The 23,715-nt window shown below is 68.3% G+C and carries 24 protein-coding genes and 1 riboswitch; of the genes, 12 read left to right on the top strand and 12 right to left on the bottom strand.

Annotated elements, in window-relative coordinates:
* Positions 1 to 217: 217 nt before the first annotated feature.
* Together ACWDTD_RS19155 and ACWDTD_RS19150 are read right to left on the bottom strand one after the other, a co-directional pair.
* The gene (locus ACWDTD_RS19155; RefSeq protein ID WP_449748726.1) at positions 218 to 730 is read right to left on the bottom strand and encodes a hypothetical protein; all 513 of its coding nucleotides are present in this window, start codon (positions 728 to 730) and stop codon (positions 218 to 220) included.
* A gap of 119 nt (positions 731 to 849) precedes the next feature.
* Positions 850 to 1,260: a hypothetical protein gene (locus ACWDTD_RS19150; protein ID WP_449748725.1), complete on the bottom strand. Its 411-nt coding sequence runs from the start codon at positions 1,258 to 1,260 to the stop codon at positions 850 to 852.
* Between the two features lie 116 nt (positions 1,261 to 1,376).
* Between ACWDTD_RS19150 and ACWDTD_RS19145 the strand changes: the two genes are divergently transcribed.
* From ACWDTD_RS19145 to mnhG, 6 genes are read left to right on the top strand one after another with little or no spacing between them, the layout of a single operon-like run.
* Positions 1,377 to 4,280, top strand: coding sequence for a Na+/H+ antiporter subunit A (locus ACWDTD_RS19145; protein ID WP_449748724.1), 2,904 nt, complete (start codon positions 1,377 to 1,379; stop codon positions 4,278 to 4,280).
* Complete coding sequence (locus tag ACWDTD_RS19140; protein ID WP_449748723.1) at positions 4,277 to 4,858, top strand: Na(+)/H(+) antiporter subunit C; 582 nt, start codon at positions 4,277 to 4,279, stop codon at positions 4,856 to 4,858. The genes ACWDTD_RS19145 and ACWDTD_RS19140 overlap by 4 nt, the downstream gene beginning before the upstream one ends.
* A complete protein-coding gene (locus ACWDTD_RS19135) occupies positions 4,855 to 6,465 on the top strand; it encodes a Na+/H+ antiporter subunit D (RefSeq protein ID WP_449748722.1) in 1,611 nt (536 codons plus the stop codon). The genes ACWDTD_RS19140 and ACWDTD_RS19135 overlap by 4 nt, the downstream gene beginning before the upstream one ends.
* Positions 6,462 to 7,238 carry a Na+/H+ antiporter subunit E gene (locus ACWDTD_RS19130; RefSeq protein WP_449748721.1) on the top strand — a complete coding sequence of 259 codons (777 nt, stop codon included), beginning with the start codon at positions 6,462 to 6,464 and terminating at the stop codon, positions 7,236 to 7,238. The genes ACWDTD_RS19135 and ACWDTD_RS19130 overlap by 4 nt, the downstream gene beginning before the upstream one ends.
* Positions 7,235 to 7,498 (top strand): monovalent cation/H+ antiporter complex subunit F, encoded by a 264-nt coding sequence (locus ACWDTD_RS19125; RefSeq protein WP_449748720.1) that lies wholly within the window; start codon positions 7,235 to 7,237, stop codon positions 7,496 to 7,498. Before ACWDTD_RS19130 ends, ACWDTD_RS19125 begins: the two co-directional genes overlap by 4 nt.
* A 22-nt stretch (positions 7,499 to 7,520) precedes the next feature.
* On the top strand, positions 7,521 to 7,853 hold the full coding sequence (mnhG, locus tag ACWDTD_RS19120) for a monovalent cation/H(+) antiporter subunit G (RefSeq protein ID WP_449748719.1): 333 nt from the start codon (positions 7,521 to 7,523) through the stop codon (positions 7,851 to 7,853).
* Positions 7,854 to 7,988: 135 nt separating this feature from the next.
* On the opposite strand, the gene ACWDTD_RS19115 is transcribed toward mnhG, so the two are convergent.
* The 4 genes from ACWDTD_RS19115 to ACWDTD_RS19100 all read right to left on the bottom strand — a co-directional run bounded on the left by ACWDTD_RS19115 (position 7,989) and on the right by ACWDTD_RS19100 (position 10,791).
* On the bottom strand, positions 7,989 to 9,116 hold the full coding sequence (locus ACWDTD_RS19115) for a glutamate--cysteine ligase (protein ID WP_449748718.1): 1,128 nt from the start codon (positions 9,114 to 9,116) through the stop codon (positions 7,989 to 7,991).
* Between the two features lie 8 nt (positions 9,117 to 9,124).
* Entirely contained in the window at positions 9,125 to 9,796 is a 672-nt protein-coding gene (locus ACWDTD_RS19110) for a superoxide dismutase family protein (RefSeq protein WP_449748717.1), read from the bottom strand.
* 118 nt (positions 9,797 to 9,914) lie between these two features.
* The gene (locus ACWDTD_RS19105; RefSeq protein WP_449748716.1) at positions 9,915 to 10,391 is read right to left on the bottom strand and encodes a LytR C-terminal domain-containing protein; all 477 of its coding nucleotides are present in this window, start codon (positions 10,389 to 10,391) and stop codon (positions 9,915 to 9,917) included.
* A gap of 46 nt (positions 10,392 to 10,437) precedes the next feature.
* Positions 10,438 to 10,791 (bottom strand): DUF3263 domain-containing protein, encoded by a 354-nt coding sequence (locus ACWDTD_RS19100; protein WP_449748715.1) that lies wholly within the window; start codon positions 10,789 to 10,791, stop codon positions 10,438 to 10,440.
* Positions 10,792 to 10,996: 205 nt separating this feature from the next.
* Between ACWDTD_RS19100 and ACWDTD_RS19095 the strand changes: the two genes are divergently transcribed.
* The 4 genes from ACWDTD_RS19095 to ACWDTD_RS19080 are packed head-to-tail and all read left to right on the top strand — an operon-like array spanning position 10,997 to position 13,682.
* On the top strand, positions 10,997 to 11,608 hold the full coding sequence (locus tag ACWDTD_RS19095) for a peptide deformylase (protein ID WP_449748714.1): 612 nt from the start codon (positions 10,997 to 10,999) through the stop codon (positions 11,606 to 11,608).
* A 9-nt stretch (positions 11,609 to 11,617) separates the two neighbouring features.
* On the top strand, positions 11,618 to 12,628 hold the full coding sequence (locus ACWDTD_RS19090) for an N-acetylglutamate synthase, CG3035 family (RefSeq protein ID WP_449748713.1): 1,011 nt from the start codon (positions 11,618 to 11,620) through the stop codon (positions 12,626 to 12,628).
* On the top strand, positions 12,628 to 13,161 hold the full coding sequence (locus ACWDTD_RS19085; protein WP_449748712.1) for a ribonuclease domain-containing protein: 534 nt from the start codon (positions 12,628 to 12,630) through the stop codon (positions 13,159 to 13,161). The genes ACWDTD_RS19090 and ACWDTD_RS19085 overlap by 1 nt, the downstream gene beginning before the upstream one ends.
* A complete protein-coding gene (locus tag ACWDTD_RS19080; RefSeq protein ID WP_449748711.1) occupies positions 13,158 to 13,682 on the top strand; it encodes a barstar family protein in 525 nt (174 codons plus the stop codon). Before ACWDTD_RS19085 ends, ACWDTD_RS19080 begins: the two co-directional genes overlap by 4 nt.
* A gap of 41 nt (positions 13,683 to 13,723) precedes the next feature.
* Here ACWDTD_RS19080 and ACWDTD_RS19075 read toward each other — a convergent pair whose 3' ends face one another.
* The gene (locus tag ACWDTD_RS19075; protein ID WP_449748710.1) at positions 13,724 to 14,521 is read right to left on the bottom strand and encodes a hypothetical protein; all 798 of its coding nucleotides are present in this window, start codon (positions 14,519 to 14,521) and stop codon (positions 13,724 to 13,726) included.
* Positions 14,522 to 14,611: 90 nt separating this feature from the next.
* Complete coding sequence (locus ACWDTD_RS19070; protein WP_449748709.1) at positions 14,612 to 14,959, bottom strand: GNAT family N-acetyltransferase; 348 nt, start codon at positions 14,957 to 14,959, stop codon at positions 14,612 to 14,614.
* Between the two features lie 214 nt (positions 14,960 to 15,173).
* A riboswitch (TPP riboswitch) is annotated at positions 15,174 to 15,286 on the top strand.
* Between ACWDTD_RS19070 and thiC the strand changes: the two genes are divergently transcribed.
* Together thiC and thiD are read left to right on the top strand one after the other, a co-directional pair.
* Entirely contained in the window at positions 15,276 to 16,943 is a 1,668-nt protein-coding gene (gene thiC, locus ACWDTD_RS19065) for a phosphomethylpyrimidine synthase ThiC (protein ID WP_449748708.1), read from the top strand. (Overlaps the previous riboswitch by 11 nt.)
* Positions 16,940 to 17,809, top strand: a complete 870-nt coding sequence (gene thiD, locus ACWDTD_RS19060; protein ID WP_449748707.1) for a bifunctional hydroxymethylpyrimidine kinase/phosphomethylpyrimidine kinase — start codon at positions 16,940 to 16,942, stop codon at positions 17,807 to 17,809. Before thiC ends, thiD begins: the two co-directional genes overlap by 4 nt.
* Positions 17,810 to 17,822: 13 nt before the next feature.
* Here the strand turns inward: thiD and ACWDTD_RS19055 are convergent, their stop codons facing one another.
* The 4 genes from ACWDTD_RS19055 to ACWDTD_RS19040 form a co-directional block, all read right to left on the bottom strand.
* A complete protein-coding gene (locus ACWDTD_RS19055) occupies positions 17,823 to 19,439 on the bottom strand; it encodes an ABC transporter family substrate-binding protein (protein WP_449748734.1) in 1,617 nt (538 codons plus the stop codon).
* 62 nt (positions 19,440 to 19,501) lie between these two features.
* The gene (locus ACWDTD_RS19050) at positions 19,502 to 21,685 is read right to left on the bottom strand and encodes a dipeptide ABC transporter ATP-binding protein (protein WP_449748706.1); all 2,184 of its coding nucleotides are present in this window, start codon (positions 21,683 to 21,685) and stop codon (positions 19,502 to 19,504) included.
* The gene (locus ACWDTD_RS19045) at positions 21,682 to 22,656 is read right to left on the bottom strand and encodes an ABC transporter permease (protein ID WP_449748705.1); all 975 of its coding nucleotides are present in this window, start codon (positions 22,654 to 22,656) and stop codon (positions 21,682 to 21,684) included. Before ACWDTD_RS19045 ends, ACWDTD_RS19050 begins: the two co-directional genes overlap by 4 nt.
* Positions 22,653 to 23,636, bottom strand: a complete 984-nt coding sequence (locus ACWDTD_RS19040) for an ABC transporter permease (RefSeq protein WP_449748704.1) — start codon at positions 23,634 to 23,636, stop codon at positions 22,653 to 22,655. Before ACWDTD_RS19040 ends, ACWDTD_RS19045 begins: the two co-directional genes overlap by 4 nt.
* Positions 23,637 to 23,715 lie beyond the last annotated feature (79 nt).

The raw sequence follows: 23,715 nt of genomic DNA, 5'->3' as shown, positions 1-23,715 counted from the left end.
CGAGCGTGCCCACTTGCGCGTCGAGCGTGCCCACTTGCGCGTCGAGCGTGCCCACTTGCGCGTCGAGCGTGCCCACTTGCGCGTCGAGCGTGCCCACTTGCGCGTCGAGCGTGCCCTCTTGGGCGTCGAGCGTGCCCACTTGGGCCCGGTCAACCGGATTCTGGGCACGCTCGACGGGATTCTGGGCACGCTCGACGGGATTCTGGGCACGCTCGACTCAGCTGGTTTGGGCGGGGGCCTGCTGGGTCTGGGTGGGGGCCTGCGGGGTCTGGCCGTTCGGGGTCTGCGGGGTCTGGCCGTTCGGGGTCTGGCCGTTCTGACCCATGCCCGGCATCTGTGGCATCTGACCGTTCGAGCCGCCGGGCAGCTGCCCGTTCATGCCCGGCCCGCTGTTCATACCCGGACCGCCGTTCATACCCGGACCGCCGTTCATGCCGGGACCACGCTGCCAGGAGTTCTGCGATCCGGACGAGTTCTCGTGCCCGACGACATAGCCGGCACCGAACCCGAGCAGACCGAATCCGACGGCCAACCCGATGCCGCCGGCGATGATGGCGTTCTTGATTTTGGCCGACACCGGACCGAACCCGGCGGGCCCGGGCTGATAGGGCTGTGCGGGCTGATACGGCTGCTGCTGGTTCGGATACGGCTCGGTGCTCTGCTGCGGCTCCGCGACGGTGACACCACCGGTGTCGGGATGTTCGGGCGTCGGGGAGGTGGGTGCGGACATCGTGGAGTGCTCACTTTCGGCAATGTGACTGGTGAGATCCACAGTGCCGACGACGGCTTGTGCGGTACTGCCCGACTCCTTCGGGTTACCTGTGAGCGGTCAGGCCGCACCCAATCGGGTCAACCGGCGGTGACCTGGTAGAACACGGCGGATGCTCCCGCCGCCGCGGCCGGCGACACCCCGACCTGCACCCAGTAGGTGGTGGCGTCCTTGTCGGCGGAGAGCACCACCACCGACTGCCCGCCGTCATTGGTGCGCTGCGACTCGGAGTACCCGGCGTCGGTCAGGGTGCGCACCGCCTTGTCCAGAACGTTGGTGTCGGTGGCGGGCGCCTGGATGGTCAGCGTCCACCCCGACTTGCGATCCCCCTGCGCGCTCAGCGCGGTCCCATCGATCAGCGGCACCTGCTCGCGCGGGAAGTCGGCGGGCAGCGGCACACCCTTGATCTGGTCGGGCTCATCCGACGAGCAACCACCGACGAGGAGCGCGCACGCGAGCGCAGCGACGACGATGCCGACGAACCGCAACATGGTTGCAACGGTAAAGTAGCGGCTGGGCCCAGGAGCCCACGACACCCCGCCGGAGACCGAAGACCCGGACGCAGAAGCCCGGACACACAGGCCGGGACCACGAAGACGGAGTGCCCTTGCTGATTGTGTTGGCCGGCTTGGTCGTCTGTGCGCTCATCGCACCTGCGATCATCCGCGCGATCGGTACGCGGGGCTTCTACGTGCTGGCGCTCGCGCCTCTCGGCGGGCTGATCTGGGTCATCGCGAACTGGCCCGACGCGCATCAACCGGCCGACGTCGAAACTCTGAGCTGGGCGCCGACCCTGCACATGGACATCGTCCTGCGCATGGACACCCTCTCGGCCATCATGTCGGTGCTGATCCTGGGTGTGGGTGCGCTGGTGCTCTGCTATTGCGCCCACTACTTCGACGACGCGCGCCCGCGGGTCGCCGTGTTCGGCGGCGAGATGATCGCCTTCGCCGCCGCCATGTTCGGGCTCGTCACCAGCGACAACATGCTGGTGCTCTACGTGTTCTGGGAACTGACGACGGTCTTGTCGTTCATGCTCGTCGGGTTCTATCGCATCCGCGCGACAGCACGACGGTCGGCGACGCAGGCACTACTCGTCACCACCCTGGGCGGCCTGGCGATGCTGGTCGGCATCGTCATGCTCGGCGAGCGCAGCGGCAGCTACCTGCTCTCCGATCTGGTGGCCAACCCGCCCGACGCCGGCATCTACCTCGACGTCGCGGTGATCCTGGTGCTCGTCGGCGCGCTCAGCAAATCGGCCATCGTCCCGTTCCACTTCTGGCTGCCGGGCGCCATGGCCGCGCCCACCCCGGTCAGCGCGTACCTGCACGCCGCCGCGATGGTCAAGGCGGGCATCTATCTGATCGCCCGGCTGGCGCCGCCGTTCGCGGTGCTGACCAGCTGGCAGGTGATGGTGGTGGGTCTCGGTGCGTTCACGATGATGCTGGGCGGCTGGCGATCGTTGCGCGAACTCGACCTCAAACTGATCCTCGCCTTCGGCACCGTCTCCCAACTCGGCTTTCTCGCGGTGCTGTTCGGCATGGGCGACGCGAACGTCGCGATGGCCGCGCTCGCGATGCTGCTCGCGCACGCCATGTTCAAGGCGTCGCTGTTCATGGTGGTCGGCATCATCGACCACTCCACCGGCACCCGCGACGTCCGCAAACTCGCCCGCCTCGGCCATCGGCTGCCGTGGCTGGCCGTCATCGCCGCGCTCGCCGGCGCCAGCATGGCGGGTCTGCCGTTCACCATGGGTTTCGTCGGCAAGGAGACCGCGTTCGCGTCGGTCTGGGACACCGGGTCGCTGCAGCCGTGGCAGGCGCACGCCGTCGACATCGTGCTGCTACTCGGCTCGGTGCTCACCTTCGCCTACACCTGCCGGTTCCTGTGGGGTGCCTTCGGCCGAAAGGTCCGCCACCTGCCCAGCCGCGCGGTGGCCCAGATGCATCCGCCCGGCGCGATGTTCTACCTGTCGCCGGCCGTCCTCGCGGTCCTCGGCGTGGTGACCGGGTTCGCCAGCCCACTGATCGGCGACGCCGTGGAGCCCTACGCAGAAACGTTGCCCACCTATGGACACAGCATCGAGCACCTGGCCATGTGGCACGGTTTCGGGCTTCCGGTGGTGTTCTCGATCATCGTGATCGTCGGCGGCGCGGCGCTGTTCGTGCTGATCAGGCAGATGCGCGACCTGCTCTTCCGCTACCGGCCGCTGCTGAATGCCGACCGCATCTACGACGCCACCCTGCGCGGCGCCGACACCCTGTCACTGATGGTCACCCGCAACACCCAGCGCGGGTCGCTGCCGATCACGCAGGGTGTGATCCTGTCGACGACGATCGTGTTCCCGATCATCGTGCTGTTCCTCGGCGCCCGCGACCGGCTGACCCCGCGGGGATTCGATTCCGCGACACAACTGGTGGTCGGCGGCATCATGGTGGCCGCCGCGATCGCCGCCCCGATCCTGCGCAACCGGCTCGCGGCCACCCTCGTCGTCGGGGTCACCGGCTACGGCTGCGGCGTGCTGTTCGCGTTGTACGGCGCCCCCGACCTCGCGCTCACCCAGTTCCTGGTGGAGACGCTGACGCTCGTCATCTTCGTTCTGGTGCTCCGCAAGCTGCCCGCCGAACCCGAACCGCGTCACGCCACCGGCTTCAAACCGTTACGTGCGCTCATCGGCATCGCGTTCGGCACGATGCTCGTCGTGGTCGGCCTGTTCGCCGCCGCGGCGCGCACGGGACAGCCGCTGGCCGTCGACATCCCGGAGGCCGCCTACAAGTGGGGCCACGGGGCGAACGCGGTGAACGTGCTGCTCGTCGACATCCGCGCCTGGGACACCCTCGGCGAGGTCAGCGTGCTGATCGTCGCGGCCACCGGCGTCGCGTCGATGGTGTTCCGCAACCGCCGCTTCGGCGCCGCGCCGCGGGTGGCCGACGCCGCGCGACTCGTCGCGATCGCCAACGGTTCCGACGACGACGATCCGATCCCGCCCGACCGCACCACGTGGCTGCTCGGCAGCGAATTCCGCGACCCCCGACACCGCTCGATGGTGTTGGAGGTGACCACCCGACTGGTGTTCCCGACCATGGTGGTGCTGTCGGTGTACTTCTTCTACGCGGGTCACAACTCGCCCGGCGGCGGCTTCGCCGGCGGTCTCACCATGGGACTCGCGTTGGTGCTGCGGTACCTCGCCGGCGGACGCTACGAACTCGGCGAGGCGCTGCCGGTGGAACCGGGCACCTTCCTCGGCGCGGGTCTGCTGATCTCGGCGGGCACCGCGGCCACGTCGCTGTTCCTGGGTGCGCCCGCGCTGTCCTCGGCGGTGTTCACCATCACCGTCCCGGTGCTGGGCCACATCAAACTGGTCACCGCGCTGTTCTTCGATCTGGGCATCTACCTGATCGTGGTGGGCCTGGTGCTCGACATCCTGCGCAGCCTCGGTGCGCGGCTGGACGTCGAGAACCCCGTGGCGGCCGGGTCGGTGCTGACCACGAGCGCAAAGGCGGGCTCGTGAACGTGAACCTGGGGCTGCTCATCGTGGCGGGCGTGCTCGCGGCGTGCGGCGCCTACCTCCTGATGGAACGCAGCCTGATCCGCATGCTGCTGGGGCTGCTGCTGTGCGGCAACGCGATCAACCTGATGATCCTGGTGATCTCCGGGGCCATGGGCGATCCACCGATCCTGGGCCGCGAATCGGAGAACCGGCCGCACGACGCCGACCCGCTGGCACAGGCGATGGTGCTCACCGCCATCGTCATCACCATGGGCGTGGCGGCGTTCATCCTCGCCCTGGTGTACCGCTTGTTCGTCCTCAACCGTGACGACGACGACCTCGAGGACGACACCGAGGACCGCAAGCTGCGCCACGGCGACCTGCGCACCGCACCCGACCGCGACCGCAGCGACGACCCGCTGACCGGCGCCGACACCGGCGCGGGCGACCTCTTCGACGACGAAGGGAACCCGCTGACCCCCGAACAGTACGCCGAAGTGCACCGGATGAAGATCGAGACCGACCTGATGCCGTCGGACAACGAGGTGATCGACGAGATCGGCCTCGAAGAGACCGACGAGTCCGGCGGTGACCGATGATCCCGCAACCCTCGTGGATCCCCGTCCTGATCGTCCTGCCCACCCTGGTGCCGCTGCTCGGCGCCGCCGTCACCCTGCTCGGTGGGCGACGTCCCCTGCTGCAGCGGATCGTGACCGTGTCGGCGATCTCGACCGCGCTCGCCGCGTCGGCGATGATGCTCTACCTGACCAACACCTACGGCACCTTTTCGGTGCGCATCGGCGGATGGGGATCCAAGGGCTTCCCGAACGGTCCGCTCGGTATCACCCTGGTCGTCGATCAGCTCGCGTCGCTGATGCTGGTGGTGTCCAGCACGGTGTTGCTGTGCGTGGTGCTGTACGCGATCGGGCAGGGTATCCGGGACGGCACGTCCGAGCAGCCGGTGTCGATCTTCCTGCCGAGCTATCTGATCCTGTGCGCCGGCGTGTGCAACTCGTTCCTCGCCGGCGACCTCTTCAACCTCTTCGTGTCCTTCGAGATCCTGCTGTCGGCGAGCTTCGTGCTGCTCACCGTCGGCGCGAGCCGCGAACGGGTCCGCGCGGGCGCCTCCTATGTGATGGTGTCGATGGTGTCGTCGCTGGTCTTCTTGTCCGGCATCGCGTTCGCCTACGCCACCACCGGCACCCTCAACCTCGCGGAGATGTCGCTGCGCCTCGACCACGTACCCGAGGGCACCCGCAACGCGTTGTTCGCGGTGCTGCTGGTGGCGTTCGGCATCAAGGCGGCGGTGTTCCCGCTCTCGTCGTGGCTGCCGGACTCCTATCCCACGGCGCCGGCACCGGTCACCGCGGTGTTCGCCGGATTGCTCACCAAGGTGGGCGTCTACGCGATCCTCCGATCGCACTCGCTGCTGTTCCCCGGCGGTTCGATGGACAACGTGCTGATGGTGGCCGGGTTGGTGACGATGATCGTCGGCATCCTGGGTGCGATCGCACAGTCCGACATCAAACGTCTGCTCTCGTTCACGCTGGTATCTCACATCGGGTACATGATCTTCGGCATCGCGTTGTCGTCGGTGATCGGCACATCGGCGGCCATCTTCTACGTCGCCCACCACATCCTGGTGCAGACCACGTTGTTCCTGGTGGTCGGTCTGATCGAACGGCAAGCCGGATCGGCGTCGCTACGTCGTCTCGGTGGTCTGATCGCCAGCCCGCTGCTGGCCGGGCTGTTCCTGATTCCAGCACTCAACCTCGGCGGTATCCCGCCGTTCTCGGGGTTCATCGGCAAGGTGGCGCTGATCCAGGCGGGCGCCACCGACGGGTCGGTGCTGGCCTGGATTCTGGTGGCCGGGTCGGTGATCACCAGCCTGCTCACGCTGTACGTGATGGCGCGGGTGTGGACCAAGGCGTTCTGGCGGCCCCGGGCCGACGCACCCGAGGGCTCACTTGCCGACAGCACTCCGTCGGCGCTGATCGACGAGCGCTCCGACGTCGCCTTCGACGACCGCGAGGACGTGGGCCGGATGCCGGTGACAATGGTGGTGCCGACCGTGATCATGGTGGCCGCGGGCCTGGCACTCACCTTCTGGGCGGGCCCGATCCTCGGATTCACCGACCGCGCCGCCGCCGACATCACCGACCGCGGCGTGTACATCGAGTCCGTGTTGGGAGGTGGTGACCGATGAGCGACGACTCACCTCGCCCCACCCGGCCGACCCCGGTCCGCGCACCCGGCAAGGGCCCGGTGCGCTCATTCATCGTCAACGCCTGGCGGGTGTCGCTACTGTTCCTGTTCTGGAACACCGTCAAGGCGCTGGTCTGGTTGCGGGAGCACCTGCGTATCCCGTCGTGGCTCGGCAGCGACTCGCGTGAGGTCGCGGTGCGATTGTGGACCATCGCGTGGCTCGCCTTCGTGTGGGTGCTGCTGTGGGGCACGCTCTCGTGGGCCAACGTCATCGCCGGCGTGGTGCTCGGCATCGCCATCCAGCTGCTGCTGCCGCTGCCGCGGGTACCGGTGGAGGGCCGGATTCACCCCTTGTCGGTGATCCGGCTCGTCACCCGCCTGGTCATCGACTTCTTCGTGTCCAGCGCGCAGGTGGCGGTGGCCGCGCTGCGACCCGGCTACCGGCCGATGGGCGCGGTGATCCGGGTGCGGGTGGCCATCAAATCCGACATGGTGCTCACCCTGGCCGTGGACTATCTCAACCTCGTACCCGGGACGATGGTGCTCGAGATCGACCATCTGCGTCGCATGCTCTACGTGCACGTCTTCGACGTCCGCTCGGAGAAGAAGGTCCGCTCCTTCTACCAACAGATCGAGTTCGTCGAGCGCATGTTCATCAAGGCGTTCGAGCGTGACAGCGAGTGGCATCCGAGCCCGTATCACGGCATCGACGACAACTATCACCACGTTCGCGTCACCGAACGCATCGCGCTCACCGCGGAGGAGAACTCATGACGGTGGTGTGGTTCGTCGTCACCGGGTGCCTGCTCGTCGCGGCCGTACTGACCACTACGCGCATCCTGATGGGCCCGAGCACGCTGGACCGGGTGGTGGCACTCGACACCCTGATCGCGTTGGCGATGTGCGGTCTGGCGGTGTGGGCGGCGTACAGCCGCGACACCACCGTGGTGCCCGCGATCGTCGCGTTGTCGCTGGTCAGCTTCGTCGGGTCGATCGCCATCGCCCGCTTCCGCGTGCGGGATGATCAGCAATGATCTGCGGGCCGGGGGTGGGCCGGTGGTAGTCGACATCGTCAGTTCGATCTTCTTGGTGACCGGCGCGCTGATGGCGTTGACCGCGTCGATCGGGGTGCTGCGGTTCCCCGACACGCTCAGCCGGATGCATGCCGCCACCAAACCGCAGACCTTCGGGCTGCTGCAGGTTCTGGTGGGCGCCTGCATTCGACTCAGCGGCAGTGTCGACGTCGGGATGCTGATCCTCACCGGACTGTTCGCGCTGATCACCGCGCCGGTGGTGGCCCAGCGCATCGGACGGCTGGTCTATCAGGAGCAGCGGGCGCGCGACGGTCTGATCGCGCAGGATCAGTTGGAACGTGGGGATGTGGATTGAGCTCGGACTGCCTCGACACGGCTCCCGCGGCTCTTTTTCCTTCCCGCGTCGTCGATTACGTGCGCGGGAAGGAATCAGAGGCGCGGGAGGACGACCGCACTCGCGACTGACGACCGTGCGTCGTGTCGCGCCCCCTCAGCCCAGCTCGTCGACCACCGAGGCCACCACGGCCCGCATGTCGCCGGTCTGCTCGTAGACCGCGCGCTGGCGCTGGTAGCTGGCGCCACCGTCGGCGATGAGGGCCACCCGCGCGAGCTCGTCGAGACAGCCCAGGTCGGCGGCCACCGGTTCCAGCCGGCGCAGCACGTCGGCGAGATCGTCGGTGACCAGCCGTTCGTTGCAGTGCGAGTCGAGGATGACGATCGCGTCGAGGCCGTAGCGGGCGGCCCGCCATTTGTTCTCCTGCACCAGCCACGGCGCCATCTGCGGCAGCGTCTCACCCGCCGACAACCTGCGGTCGAGGTCGACGACGAGGCAGTGGATCAACGCGACGATGCCCGACAGGTCGGCCACGTTGGTCATCCCGTCGCACACCCGGACCTCGATGGTGCCCAGGTGCGGTGACGGCCGGATGTCCCACCGGATCTCGTTGATGTGGTCGATGATGCCGGTGGTCTTCTGGTCGGCGACGAATCCCTCGAACTCGGTCCACGTCTGGAACTGGAACGGCAGCCCCGCGGTGGGTAGCTGCTGGAACATCATGGCCCGGTTGCTGGCGTAGCTGGTGTCCTGACCCGACCACATCGGCGACGACGCCGACAGCGCGAGCAGATGCGGGTAGTAGTTCAGCAGCGACGAGAGGATCGGCAGCACCTTGTCGCGGCGGTCGATGCCCACATGGACGTGCACGCCCCAGATGAGCATCTGCCGACCCCACCACTGGGTGCGGTTGATCAGTTCCGCGTACCGATGTCCCTCGGTGAGCAACTGCGTGGACCACTCGGCGAACGGGTGGGTGCCCGCCCCGTACAGGTCGACGCCGAGATCCTCGGTGAGCGTGCGGACCACGTCGAGGGTCGCCGACAGATCGTCGACCGCTTCGGCGGTGGTGGTGCAGATGCCGGTGACCAGTTCGACGGTGTTACGCAGCAACTCCTTGTGGATCTTGCCGCCGCGTTCCGGAAAGCGTTCGGCCACAAGGGAGAACAGGTCGGCAGCAGAGTTCGCGAGATCACCGGTCCGCTTGTCGGTGAGCGCGAACTCCCATTCGACGCCGAGGGTGGGATTCGGCGATCCGTGAAACTCGATGGACGGCGGCGCCACCGTTGGGGTCAGCCCTTGACCGTGATCACACCGCACGCGATCCGACTGCCGGCGTCACCGGTCTTGAGGGTCTCGGCGTCGGGTGCGGGGGCATAGCGATTGGGGATGTTGCCGAAGTTGTCCGGCTTCTCGTGGATGACGATGGCCTTGCCGGTGATCTGCTCGAGCGTCACCGCGTCGGTCGACGTGATGGTTTCGCCGGTGCCGTCGGCGAGGATGTTGATCGACACCAGGTCGCCGCTGGAGGGATGCGAGGTGTTGCCGTCGACCTGGAGGTGCCCGCCGGCCGAGGAGAACGGCTGGTCGCCCCCGGCGGTGCACACGCCGTTCTCGTGGATGTGCATTCCGTGGAAGCCCGCCGGAAGCCCCTTGGTGACGCGCACGTCGACCTTCACCGACGAACCCGACGGGGTGAAGGTGGCCTCACCCACGGTGTTGCCCTTGGTGTCGACGAGGTTCGCGACCGCGGTTTCCGCGCCCGATTTCGGGACCTGATCGGCATCGTCGACCTCGCCGGGAGGTGCCTGGTTGCCGGTCACCACGGACGGGGTGGTGCCGGGAGCCGACGTGGAGGACTCGTCGACGGAGCATCCGGCCAGGGCCAGGCCGATCGCACCCGCCGAGGCGAGCACCGCGAGGGTGCGCAGCGTCGTCGTGCCAGGTTTCCTACTGCCGGTCATGTCGCTCCTATGAATCCGTTGTGGGTGAATCCGTTGTGGGCCGTGCGATGCGGCCGGGCGTGCACCCCGCCGGAAGAATAGTGTGTCCCGTTCACGCGCCGCGACTGGAGAAGGTCCCTCATCTCGTCACCACCACGACAGGTATCCCGTCGCGGCACATGGTGAACGACGAGGGACGCTCCTCGACGCTCGCGTCGTTGCCGAGCGCGTCGGCCACCTTCTTGGCTTCGGCCTGCTGGGTGGGATCGTCGTAGAAGATGGTGTTCTCGGTGAAGCTGCTCCCCGAATAGTTCGTCGGGGTGGCGGTGCGAAAACCCTTCTGCTTCAGGTCATTGCTGACCTCGGACGCCAGTCCGGTTATCGACCCGGCGTTGATCACGCACAGGCGGGCGGCCCCGGCCGCCACAGACGGCGACGTGGCGGTGGGGGAAGCCTTCGGTGCGCTCGACCCGGCGGCCTCGAGTCCCTCGTCGGGATTCTGGCCGGACGTCGCCGCGGAGTGCCATCCCAGTGCCACGAAGACGATGGCCACGGCGATGAGCAGCATGGCACCGGCCCGCAACGGGAGACGATTCGGCTCGCGATCAGGGTTCATCACCGACGACCTTAACGCACGACCTGCACCATGCCCCGACCAGCGTTCAGGTGATCTCGAACCCCAGGCGCCGCGCCGCGCGGGCCTTCTGCCGCGATGCGCGCAGCCTGCGCAGCCGCTTCACCAGCATCGGGTCGGCGGCCAGCGCCTCGGGCCGGTCGACCAGTGCGTTGAGCACCTGGTAGTACCGGGTGGCCGACAGCCCGAACAATTCCTTGATCGCCTCTTCCTTGGCGCCCGCGTACTTCCACCACTGCCGTTCGAACGCCAGGATGTCGTGCTCGCGACGCGACAGTCCATCCGGACCCACCTCGTGCGGATCCGTCGCGGCCTGTCCGGCGGCGGGGTCGGGTGTGGGGTGATCGCCCTGCTTCTGGCTACGCGCTGCTGCGCCGTCCATCTCGCTCCCTCAAGATCGCCCCCCGGTTGCGCCCCGGGATCTCTTCGACCAGTAACCCTTGCCGACCGCTGCCGCTCGCGTCGATGTGGAATGCGAATGACAGCGGTGTGGTTCGTAGCCATCTAACCACGGGGGCCGTGGGGAGCCGGCGTGACTCGCCCGGGCCGGCGCGGCCGCTCACCGGCGCGCAGTAATGTTGCATCCCATGCCTGTACTACCGATCTGCATCGTCGGCGAACCGGTGTTGCACCGGCCCACCGAACCGGTGCAACTCGACGCCGAGGGCCGCCCGTCGGCCGAGACGGTGAAGCTGCTCGACGACATGTACGACACCATGGACGCCGCACACGGAGTGGGCCTGGCCGCCAATCAGGTGGGTGTGGGCCTGCGGATGTTCGTCTACGACTGCCCCGACCGCGAGCGCACCGCCGGTGGGCGCCGGCGCGGCGAGGTGATCAACCCGGTGCTCGAGACCTCCGAGATCCCCGAGACCATGCCCGACCCAGACGATGACGTGGAGGGATGCCTGTCGGTGCCGGGAGAACAGTTCCCCACCGGGCGGGCGGAGTGGGCGCGCGTGACCGGTGTGGATCGCAGCGGCGAGAAGGTGACGATCGAGGGACACGACTTCTTCGCCCGCATGTTGCAGCACGAAACCGGCCATCTCGACGGGTTCCTGTACGTCGACGTCCTCATCGGACGCAACGCGCGCGCCGCGAAGAAGGCCATCAAGAAGGCGGGCTGGGGTGTTCCCGGCCTCACCTGGCTGCCCGGGACAACCGCCGACCCGTTCGGCCACGACGACGACGTGGACTGAGCGCGACCAATGCCTGAGGGATCCGGTGCCGAGGGATCTTATGTCGGTGACCGTGTGGTGGTGCGGTACCGGCTCGGTGCCGGCGGTCCCGCCGACTGGCGACCCGCTCCCAATCCGGCACCGCGCACACCCGCCTCGCCCACACTGTCGGACGTCACCGGATTTCTCGTCGACGACGGCGACCCGCTGCTGATCTCCCGGAACGGGATCACCGAGTCGATACCGCGCGACGCGATCACCTCGGTGCGGCTGCTCACGGCCCGGCCGGTGCGCAACAGCGAGATCCGCAACCTGGAGTACGCGGCGGCGCACGCCTGGCCGGGAATCGAATCCGAGTGGATCGACGGCTGGTTGGTGCGCGCGGGCGGCGGGTTCACCCGCCGGGCCAACTCGGCGGTACCCGCCGACCGTGCCGCGCGGGCAGATGCGGACACGCTGCGCCGGATCGACGAATGGTATGCGGCGCGCGGGTTGCCCGTGCTGCTCGCCGCGCCCGACCGACTGGTGCCCACCGGGCACCTTCCCGGCGAGCCGGCGAGCGGAGTCATCCACGTCCTCACCCGGCCGGTGGCCGGCTACCCGGCGGTGACGCCGGGGGTCGCGGTGGACCTCGCCGCGCAGCCGTCGCCGGCCTGGATACGCGCCTACGGCGGCGAGCGCGCCGACGCCGAGACGGTGACGCGGGTGGTCAGCGCCTCCGACGGGCCGGTGACCGTTGCCTCGGTCACCGACGGCGACGGCAACCTCGTCGGCACCGGGCGGGCGAGCGTGACCAGCGCGCCCGACGGCGCACACCGGCTCGGCGTCACGGCGTTGTGGACGGCACCGGGCCGCCGCCGCAGCGGCATCGGCGACGCGATCATGTCCCGCCTGATCGGCTGGGGCACGGCGCAGGGCGCCACGGTGGCCTACGTGCAGACCGAGGTCGAGAACAGGGTCGCCGGAAACTGGTATCGCCGGCGCGGTTTCGCACTGCATCACACCTACGAGTACCTGCGCATCACGTCCGGGACACCCTGATGCCCGCGCGCACACCGACCGTCGCCCAGCGCCGTCGGCAAGCCCTGATCACCGCCGTCGCGCTCGTCATGATCGGCGTGGTCGTGGCCATCACCTGGCTCATCGACCACTCCGGCGAACCGGGGTCCCCGACCGCGGGACAGACCACCACCGCACACACAGCACCGCACACCACAGGGCCCCACACCACAGGGCCACGCACCACCGGGACCACCACGTCGCCGCCGAGCACGGCGCCCTCGAACGCGGTGCCGGCGCGGGTCACCCGCACGCTCGCGCTCATCGACGCCGGCGACTGGCCACCCGCCGACTCCCCCGGCACGCGTGGCGGCACCTCCTTCGGCAACAACGAAGGTCATCTCCCCCGCACGAACGCGTCGGGCACCCGGATCGCCTACCGCGAGTGGGACGTCAACCGCAAGAAGTCCGGTCAGGGCCGCGACGCCGAACGCATCGTCACCGGCAGCGATGGTTCCGCCTGGTACACCGCCGACCACTACAACACCTTCATCCTGATCCGGGGGCCCACATGACCGCCCACCACGACCGCACCCCCAGCCCGATCACGTTGTCGCGCTTCCTCATCGGCGCTCGTCGCCACGGTCCCGCGGTGGGCGTATGGATCGAGGACACGTCGCCGCCGCAGCCTGCGGGATTCGAGGTGCGCACCCTCGACGGCACGCAGATGAGCACGATCGCCGGCCTGTACGACGAGTACGCGCGCGGCTGGGATTTCCCGGACTACTTCGGGCGCAACAAGGACGCGTTCGACGACTGCATGCGCGACCTCGACGGCACCGCGCTCTCCGAGGGAACACGTGCTCCCGCCGGGTACCTCACCGTCATCGACGACGCCGACCGCCTGCTCGCCGCGGCACCGGGCGAACTGCGCTGGTTCGGACGCGCACTGGGTCACTACCGGGATCACTACCGCGACACCGCGATTCCGCATGCCACGTTCGCCACGCTGCTGAGCGCACCGCCCGACCGTCGCCGGGCGCTGGAATCCCGCTGGCGGGACGCGCGAGTGGCGGTCACCGTCGTCGCAGGCTGAACCGCCTCGCGTCGTCACACCGTGGTCGTCGGCCGGGACCGTCACACCGGGCAGGGAATCATCGCGTAGGCGGCGATGGTGCAGACGCTGGTGTTCGACAGCTTCCACTTGCCGTCCATCCACACCCAGCTCAGCGGCCGGTACCGCGATCCCTGCCCCACCAGCGACATCTGCAGCGTGGCATTGAGGGTGGTGCCGTTCTGGGTCACCGGCCCGATCACCTGATAGGAGAAGCCGGAGTTGCGATAGACGTTCAGCATGTTGGCCACCGTGTCGACCGGGGGCAGGGCGCGTTCGCCCGCCTGCAGTTCCGATGCCCGCGCGGCGCGCGGTGCACCGGTGTTCAGGATCAGCTTGATCTTGGTGTTCAACTGCCCGGCGTTCAACTGCCCGGGGGTCAGCGGGGCGGGCGCGGCGGCGGCCTGCGGCGTCTGCGCGGCCGGCGCCTGTGCGGGTACGCCGGGCGCGGGACCACTGTCACCGCCGCCACCACTCTCGGGCACCGGTTCGGCTGCCGGCGCCGGCGCGGCGGCCGGACCGGAACCGGGGGCAGGCGCCGCACCGGGAGTTTGTGTCCCGGGCGCCTGCGCTGCGGGAGCCTGGGCACCGGGGGTCTGCTGCTGGGCGGCGGCACCGAGATTCACCACCGTGGGGACCTGCGCGGAGGCGGAGTCGCCGGAGCCGTTCCCGGTGCCGAGCGCCACCCCCGCCACGCCGATCGCGACGATGAGCACGGAAACCAGCGCCGCAACGCCCGCCGAGGCGAGAACCGTGGACACATTCACCGCCGCACGACGAGGCGGCGTCGTGGCCGGGCCGGTGCCGTCGGGTTCACTCACTGGTCGGCGCTCCTCGATCCCGAGAACAGAAACCACACGTGCGCCTCAGGATAGGCTCACCTCAACTACCGGACAACGGCAGCCTGCCGGTCAGACCGGCGCGAGTGCCACCACACCCGGATGGGCATCGATGTAATGCCTGGTGAACGTGCAGATCGGCCGAATCCGTGCGCCCTGCTCGCGGGCGTAGGCGATTGCGCTTCGGGTGAGTCCGGTGGCCAGACCGTGGCCGGTGTATTCGTCGTAGAGCACCGTGTGCAGCACGGTCAGCGTGGTCGCGCCGTCCACCGTCTCCGTGGAGTAGCCGAGGACACCCACCAGGTCGCCGGCCACCCAGAGTTCGAACCGATCGCGGGTGGGATTGTGCACCACCTGCGAGATCTGTTGCAGGATCGACCGGGCCGACTGGGGCGGTCGATGCCGATATTTCCGGTGCATGGGTTTCCCCTCAGGGCTCGAAGGACGCGACGAAACGACGGGCCACGGCGACACGAGCGATTCCCCGGCGCACGTACCTCTTGTGACCGCTGTCACAGTAGCCTACGGTCCCGTAACCCTGTGGGGCAACACATCCACGACATCGGCTTGGGTCCGATCCGTAACCGACCCGAGAGGATCGGCCTGCCCGCGGCTACCATGGCGGGTACACCAACTGAATCAACGCGGGGGCTCTCCCGAACCGAGGGCTGAGAGGGCGGCAGGCGGCCGCCGACCGCCTGAACCTGTCCGGGTAATGCCGGCGTAGGGAGACCTCATGGGCACACGTGTATCCACCGACCGATCCGTCGACACCGCCATCCTCACCACCGGCCCCATCGCGGGCAGCACCAAGCACTATCTCGACGTCGACGGCCTGCGCGTGCCGCAACGCCGCATCCACCTCACCAACGGCGAGCACCTCGACGTCTACGACACGTCGGGCCCCTACACCGACGCCGGCGCCACCATCGACGTGGAGGCGGGACTGCCACCCGCCCGCGACAGTTGGCAACGGCCCGAGCCGGTCGACGGGGCGGCCACCCAGCTGGCCTGGGCGCGCGCCGGGATCATCACCGACGAGATGGCCTTCATCGCCGCCCGCGAGAACGTCGACGCCGAGTTGGTGCGCACCGAGGTGGCCGCGGGCCGCGCGGTGATCCCGGCCAACCACCGCCATCCCGAGTCGGAGCCGATGATCATCGGCAAGGCGTTCGCGGTGAAGGTCAATGCCAACATCGGAAACTCGGCGGTCACCAGCTCGATCGCCGAGGAGGTGGAGAAGATGGTGTGGGCCACCCGCTGGGGTGCCGACACCATCATGGACCTGTCCACCGGCGACGACATCCATCTCACGCGCGAGTGGATTCTGCGCAACTCGCCCGTGCCGGTGGGTACCGTGCCGATCTATCAGGCACTGGAGAAGGTGAAGGGCGATCCCACCCGGCTGACGTGGGAGATCTACCGCGACACCGTGATCGAGCAGGCCGAGCAGGGCGTCGACTACATGACGGTGCATGCGGGAGTGCTGCTGCGTTACGTGCCGCTCACCGCACGACGGGTCACCGGCATCGTCTCGCGCGGCGGGTCGATCATGGCGGCGTGGTGCCTGGCGCATCATCGGGAATCGTTCCTCTACACCCATTTCGACGAGTTGTGCGAGATCTTCGCCCGATACGACATCACCTTCTCGCTGGGCGACGGGCTGCGTCCGGGGTCGATCGCCGACGCCAACGACGAGGCGCAGTTCGCCGAGCTGCGCACCCTGGGAGAGCTCACGGCGATCGCGAAATCGCATGGCGTGCAGGTGATGATCGAAGGTCCGGGACACATCCCGATGCACAAGATCGCGGAGAACGTACGGCTCGAGGAAGAACTGTGCGAGGAGGCGCCGTTCTACACCCTGGGGCCGCTGGCCACCGACATCGCACCCGCCTACGATCACATCACCTCGGCGATCGGTGCCGCGATGATCGCGCAGGCGGGTACCGCGATGCTCTGCTACGTGACCCCGAAGGAACACCTGGGTCTGCCCGACCGCGACGACGTGAAGGTCGGTGTGATCACCTACAAGATCGCCGCGCACTCCGCCGACCTGGCCAAGAGTCATCCCCGGGCGCAGGAACGCGACGACGCATTGAGCAAGGCGCGCTTCGAGTTCCGCTGGACCGATCAGTTCAACCTGGCGCTCGACCCGGACACCGCGCGGGCCTACCACGACGAGACGCTGCCCGCCGAGCCGGCCAAGACCGCCCACTTCTGTTCGATGTGCGGACCCAAGTTCTGCTCGATGCGGATCTCCGCCGACGTCCGCGCCTACGCCGAGGAACACAACCTGGTGACCGCCGAGGACATCGACCGGCGGCTCGCGGAGGAGATGGCCGCGAAGTCCGCGGAGTTCGCCGAGGCCGGCAACAGGGTCTACCTGCCGATCGACGCCCCATGAGCGCACCGCCCCTGCTGCCCACTGCCGCACCCGGCGACACCCCGGTGCGGGTGATGACCATCGCGGGGTCGGATTCCGGTGGCGGCGCGGGCATTCAGGCCGATCTGCGCACCTTCGCGCTCCTCGGTCTGCACGGCCTGGTGGCGGTGACCGCGGTCACGGTGCAGAACTCGTTGGGGGTCAGCCGCTTTCAGGCGATCGAGCCGGATGTGGTGGCCGCCCAGGTGCGCAGCGTGGTCACCGACATCGGCACCGGCGCGGTCAAGACCGGCATGCTCGCGTCGGGTGAGATCATCGAGGCGGTCGCCGAGGTGTGCACCGACCTCGGCATCGGGCGCGGCGGTTCGGTGCCGCTGGTGGTCGACCCGGTGTGCGCGTCCATGCACGGCGATCAGTTGCTGCCCGACGACGCACTCGATGTGTTGCGGCGCACACTCTTCCCGCTTGCCACGGTGGTCACCCCGAACCTCGACGAGGTGCGATTGATCACCGGCATCGAGGTGATCGACGCGCAGACCCAGCGTGCGGCGGCTCACGCCTTGCACGACCTCGGTGCGCAGTGGGCACTGGTGAAGGGCGGTCACCTGCGGTCGAGCGAGCTGAGTCCCGATCTGCTCTTCGACGGCACGCAGGTGGTCGAGTACACCCGGCCGCGGATCGACACCCCACACGATCACGGTGCCGGCGACACCCTTGCCGCGGCCACCGCATGCGCACTGGCGCACGGATATTCGGTGCCGAATGCGGTGGGCTTCGCGAAGGAGTGGGTCACCCGCGGATTGCAGGCGGCCTACCCGCTCGGCGCGGGCCACGGCCCGGTGAACCCGTTGTGGCGCGTTGCGGTGCCGTCGACCCCCGCCGAGTAGGCGGCCGTCGGGCTCACTTCTGCCAACCGATGTCCTGCACCGGGCCGATGAAGAACTGGCCCGCACCGTAATTGGCCAGTCCCTGCTTCACGGCCACCATCGACGGCCCGTTGAACAGCGGGAGATCCGAGTACTGTCCGAAGGCCTCGCGTTCCACCTTGTTGCCGGCCTCGATCTGCGCCGTCGGGTCGGGGATCCGGGCCACCGCGCGGATCTTCGCGTCCAGTTCGGCGCTACCCGCGCCCGCCTTGTTCAGCTCCGAACCCTTGCACCACACCTGGCACAGGTAGGCCATGCCGTACGGATCGGTGGATTGGAAACCCATCAGGAAGATGTCGAACTCGCGGTTCACCACGATCTTGGAGAACTCCGCGCTGCCACGGGATTGGATGTTGACCTGCACCCCGATCGAATTGAGCATCGCCTGCAGCGAGCGGGCGACATTGGTCACCGTCGGCGAATCGCCCGGAATCGGCAACGTCAACGCGAGCTGTTGCCCGTTCTTGGTGCGGATTCCGTCGGGGCCGGTCACCCATCCCTGCTCGTCGAGCAGCTTCTTCGCGAGGTCGGGGTCGTGGTCGATCACGCCGGACACGTTGTCGGAGTAGCCGGGCTGGAACGGGAACAGCGCGAACGAGCCGGGCAGCTTCTCGGAGTAGTTGAGACCCGTGAAACGCACCTTGGCCAGCGTCGCGCGATCCACTCCGGCCAGTACCGCGTGACGCACCTCCGGCGAGGTGAGCGCCGGGGTGTCGAGGTTGACCACCATCAACGAGTTCGACGGTGCGGCCGAGCTGCGGATGTCGATGCCCTGCATCGTCTTCACCTGTGCGAGATTCTCCTTGGTGGACACACCGATCGCGTCGAGTTCGCCGTTGCGGAAAGCGTTGATCGAGGCCTGATCCTCGAGCTGGCGGAACACGCGCCGGTCGAGCTTGCCCGGATCGCCCCACCACTTGGCGTTCCGTTCGAACACCACCACACCCGTTTCGGGGTTATAGGACCGCAAGGTGTAGGGCCCGGCGCCCCATTCCGGGTGCGGCTGCTGGATATAGGCCCGGTTGAACTGTTCGGCGCTGGCCACCTTGGGGTGCACCAGATAGTTGAACAGACCGTTGGGCCACGCCCACACGCCCTTGAAACGCACGACGGCCTGCCGGTCGTCGACACCGCGGGTCACCGACTCGATCTGGTCGTATCCGTCCGACGAACCCACCACGTACGACGGATCGGTGCCGCGATCGGCCACCCAGGTGTTGACGAAGGCGCGGTAGTCGATGGGGGTGCCGTCGTTGTAGAAGGCCTTCGGGTTGATGGTGTAGGTGACCACCGTTTTCCCGTTGTCCAGCCCGGTCTGCACATTGGTCAGATAGTCACGGTTGAACGAGTAGGTTCCGTCGGGTGTGAAGAATGCCAGGGTCGGGTTGTACCAGCGCCACAGCGTGGTCGTAAAGGCCGTACTGTCGGCATGGAAGATATTCCACTGCGGTGACACCTCGGGGAGCGCGGTGGTCAGTGTGCCACCGTCGCGCAGGTTCTCCCGCGGTTGCGGATTGAGTTGGGCACCCGAGGTTTTCGGTGCGGTGGTCTCCTCGTCTCCCGACCCGCAACCCGCGACGAGTGCGATCATCGTCGCGATCACCGCGACGACGGCGAGTCGAACGAGGACGAGTGGGGTGGGTCTCTGACGTGTCACCGTGCAACCTCCTGGGTTGGTACAGAACTGGTGGGAATCGAACCTGGGTCGAGAAAATGGCAGGCCGCCCGGTGGCCGTGCTCGTCGGGGTGTCCGGGCTCGTCTGGGTGTCCGGCCTCGGCCGGGTTGCCGGTCGCCCGCAACCCGGGAATCTCGGTGCGGCACCGGCTGCGGCGTTCGTCGTCGAGTAGCGCGTAGCGCGGACACCGCCCGGCGAAGGCACAGCCCGCATACACCGCGGTGGGTGAGGGCTGTTCGCCGGTCAGCAGGATAGGGATGCGGGCGCGCTCGATCACGGGATCGGGGATCGGCACCGCCGACAGCAGCGCCTGCGTGTACGGGTGTGCGGGTGAACCGAAGATCTCGTCGGTGTCGCCGACCTCCACGAAGGCCCCCAGATACATCACGGCCACCCGGTCGGCAACCTGACGGATCACCGAAAGGTCGTGTGCCACGAGAAGATAGGCGATATCAGAGTCGGCCTGTAACCGCTCGATCAGATTGACGATGTCGGCCTGCACGGACACGTCGAGCGCGGAGAGCGGCTCGTCGAGGATCACCAGTGCCGGGTCGGTCACCAGGGCGCGCGCGATCGCGATGCGCTGGCGCTGGCCGCCGGAAAAGGCGGTCGGGTAGCGGTCGGCGTGCGCTGGGTCCAGACCCACCCGTCGCATGAGCCGGTCCACCCGGGTGGCGGTGTCCGCACGCGACAAGCCCAGTGCCCGTAGCGGTTCGGCGATGATGTCGAAGGCGGTGAACCGCGGGTCGAGGGCACTCGCCGGGTCTTGGAAGACCATCGACATCCGGCGGCGCAGCCGTCGCGCCTCCCGCCGCGACACGGTCGCGGGGTCGATGCCCTCCACCCTCACCACACCCGCCGGCTGGGTGAAGTCCATCAGTTCGAGCAGCGTCGTGGACTTTCCGCTGCCCGACTCACCGACGATCGCGACGGTCTCGCCGGCGCGGATGTCGAACGACACCCCCGTCACCGCCCGCACCGCGCCGACCCTACGACGCAGGAATCCCGACGTCAGAGCGAACTCCTTGCGCAGTCCGCGCACCGTCAGCACCGGCTCACGCGCGTCGCGCGACGAGGACGCCTGCGCCGCAGACGAAGTGGCGGCGGAGGCGACCCCGGCGGAAGCGCCCGCACTGGCGAACACCGGCACCCCGCCGATCGCCGCCGCCGAGATCTCCTGCGCGCGTATGCATGCGGCGGTGTGCCGGGCCCCGACCTCGACGAGCGCCGGTTCGGAATCGGTGCACGCGTCGATCACCACCGGACAACGCGGGGCGAAGGGGCATGCGTCCGGCAGGTCGATCAGCAGCGGAGGTGTTCCGGGGATCGGCGTCAGCGCCTCGGCACGGCGGTCCACCCGTGGTACCGCACCGAGCAGGCCGATCGTGTAGGGCATGCGCGGGGCGGCGAACAACTCGCCGACGTCGGCGTGTTCGACGGCGCGTCCGGCGTACATCACCACGACGTCGTCGGCGGTGCCGGCCACCACCCCGAGATCGTGGGTGATCAGCACCAGTGCCGCCCCGGCCTCGCGGCGGGCGGCCGCGAGCACCTCGAAGATCTGCGCCTGGATGGTCACGTCGAGCGCGGTGGTGGGTTCGTCGGCGATGATCACCGATGGGTCGTTGGCCACCGCCATCGCGATCATCACCCGCTGCCGCATGCCGCCGGACAGTTCGTGCGGGTAGGCACGGGCACGACGCGCCGGATCGGGGATGCCGACGAGTTCGAGCAGTTCCACCGCGCGGTCGGCGGCGCGGCGTTTCGACAGATCCTGGTGCGCCAGAAGCGCTTCGGCGATCTGGTCACCGACGGTGAACACCGGCGTCAGCGACGAGAGCGGGTCCTGGAAGATCATCGCGACCCCGCTGCCCCGGATCCGCGACAACGATTTGTCGTCGAGCCCGATGAGTTCGCGGCCGCCCAGCCGGACCGACCCCGACACGCGGGCGGAGTCTGGCAGCAGTCCCAACACGCCGAGTGCGGTGACCGACTTCCCCGACCCGGATTCGCCCACGATCGCGACGGTGGATCCGGCGGCCACGTCGAAGGAGACCCCGCGCACCGCCTGCACCTGCCCTGCTTCGCTGCCGAATTCGACGCGCAGATCACGCACCGACAGCACCGGGCCGGGGTCGGTTGTCCCGGCATCGGCGCTCACGAACCCGCTCCCGCGGAGGAGGTGGGGTCGAGCGCGTCGCGCAGTCCGTCGGCGATCAACGCCATCGACACGGTGAGCAGCACCAGCGTTGCGGCCGGGAAGTAGAACAGCCACGGCGACGACGTGAGCGTCGCGGTGCCCTCCTGCAGCAGCGACCCCAACGACACATCGGGGATCGCCACCCCGAGACCCAGGAACGACAGACCGGTCTCGGCGAGCACCGTGGCCACCACACCCAACGCGAAGTTGATCACGAGCAGCGACGCCAGATTGGGCACGATATGGCGTGCGATGATCACCAGCGGCGGCTCACCCAGGTAGCGCGCGGCGCGCACGTAGTCGTTCTCCCGGATCGATTGCGCCATCGAGTGGATCACGCGGGCCAGCATCATCCAGCCGGTGAGGGTGAGCACCACGATCAGCCAGCGCCAGTCGCCGCCGGTGCGGTTGGCGATGAGCGCCAGGATCAGGAACGTGGGCACCACCAGCAGCAGATAGAGCAGCGCGAGCACGCAACTCTGTACCCACCCGCCGAAATACGCGGCCGCGGCACCGACGAACGCGGCGATCGCGGTGGTCGCGACCGACACGGTCAGCGCGATCACCAGCGACCGTTGCAGTCCGTGCACCACCTGGGCGTAGAGATCGTTGCCGGCGTCGTTGGTGCCGAACCAGTGCTCACCCGACGGCGGCACACCGAGTGCGGCGAAGTCGACGTCGTAATAGGTGTAGTGGGTGAACACGCCGCCGAGCAGCGCGAACAGCACCAGCAGCACGAACACCGCGAATCCGCCCAGCGCGGTGCGGTTGCGGGCGAAGCGGGTGGCCAGCAGTCGCATCCGGCCGCGACGGCGACGGGCGACGGGCACGCGATTGCCGTCCCCGACCTGCTCGTCGAGCAGACCGCCCACCTCACCCATGACCGGTAGGTCGGCGGCGGGTTCACCCCTTCCCGATGTCGGTGCGCTCATCCGATGCGCACCCGCGGGTCGAGGTACACCACGGCAAGGTCGGCGAGGATGGCGCCCACCGCGGTGGCCAACGCACCGAAGGCGGCCACCGCCACCACGCCGTGCACGTCGTTGGTGGTGATCGAGGTGACGAAGTACCGGCCCATCCCCTCCCACCCGAAGATCGTCTCGGTGATGACGGCGCCGGTGAACACCGCCGGGATCGCGAACGCCACCCCGACGGCGACGGGAATGATCGCGGTGCGCAACGCGTGTCGGCGCACCGCGACGCCGCGGGTGAGTCCCTTGGCACGCGCGGTGCGGACGTAGTCGGCGTTGATGGTGTCGAGCAGCAGTGACCGCTGCAGCAGGTGCAGGCCGGCGTACTGCACGATCACCAGGGTGATGGTGGGCAGGATGAGGTGTTGCAGGCGGTCGACGAGCACGGGGAAGAAGCCCTCGACGCCCACAGCGGACGATCCGGAGACCAGGAACACGCTGTGTCCCAGGTTCTGGTTGATGGTGATGCCGATCAGCACCACCGCGAGTCCGGCGACGGCGACGGGGACGTTGATCATGACGATGGAGACGAACTGCCACACCCTGTCGGACAGCCGGTACTGGCGCAATGCGGTGTAGACGCCGAGCCCGATGCCGAGCAGTGTCGCGATGATCGTGGCGCCGGCCAGCAACTGCACCGACGCCCAGATCCGGAAGCCGATCTGCGCGTTGACGCTGGTGCCCACCGGTGTCGCTCCCCAATCCCAGTGCAGCACGATGTCGCGCAGCCATGTCCACCAGCGCGCCACGATGGGGGTCTTGTCGTTCAGGTTGTAGCCGGTCAGCGTCGTGTCGACCACCTCGGTCGGCAGCGGCGGCTTGCGTTGGGCGTAGTTGGATCGCGGATCGAGGAACCACGAGGCCAGGAAGAATGTCAGGTTGGTCGCCAGGAACACCAGCAGCGCCCACCCCGCGATGCGCTTGCCGAGGTACCCGATCATTCGGCCCATTCTGGCAGTGCCGGGCGGTGCTCGCGCGTCATCACCGCGACTCCCGTTCTTCGTGTCTTCGTGTGGCTGT

The sequence above is a fragment of the Gordonia sp. NPDC003425 genome, from assembly GCF_053588635.1.
Note: the sequence above shows the minus strand (reverse complement) of the source record. Positions and strands in the feature narration are given on the sequence as shown.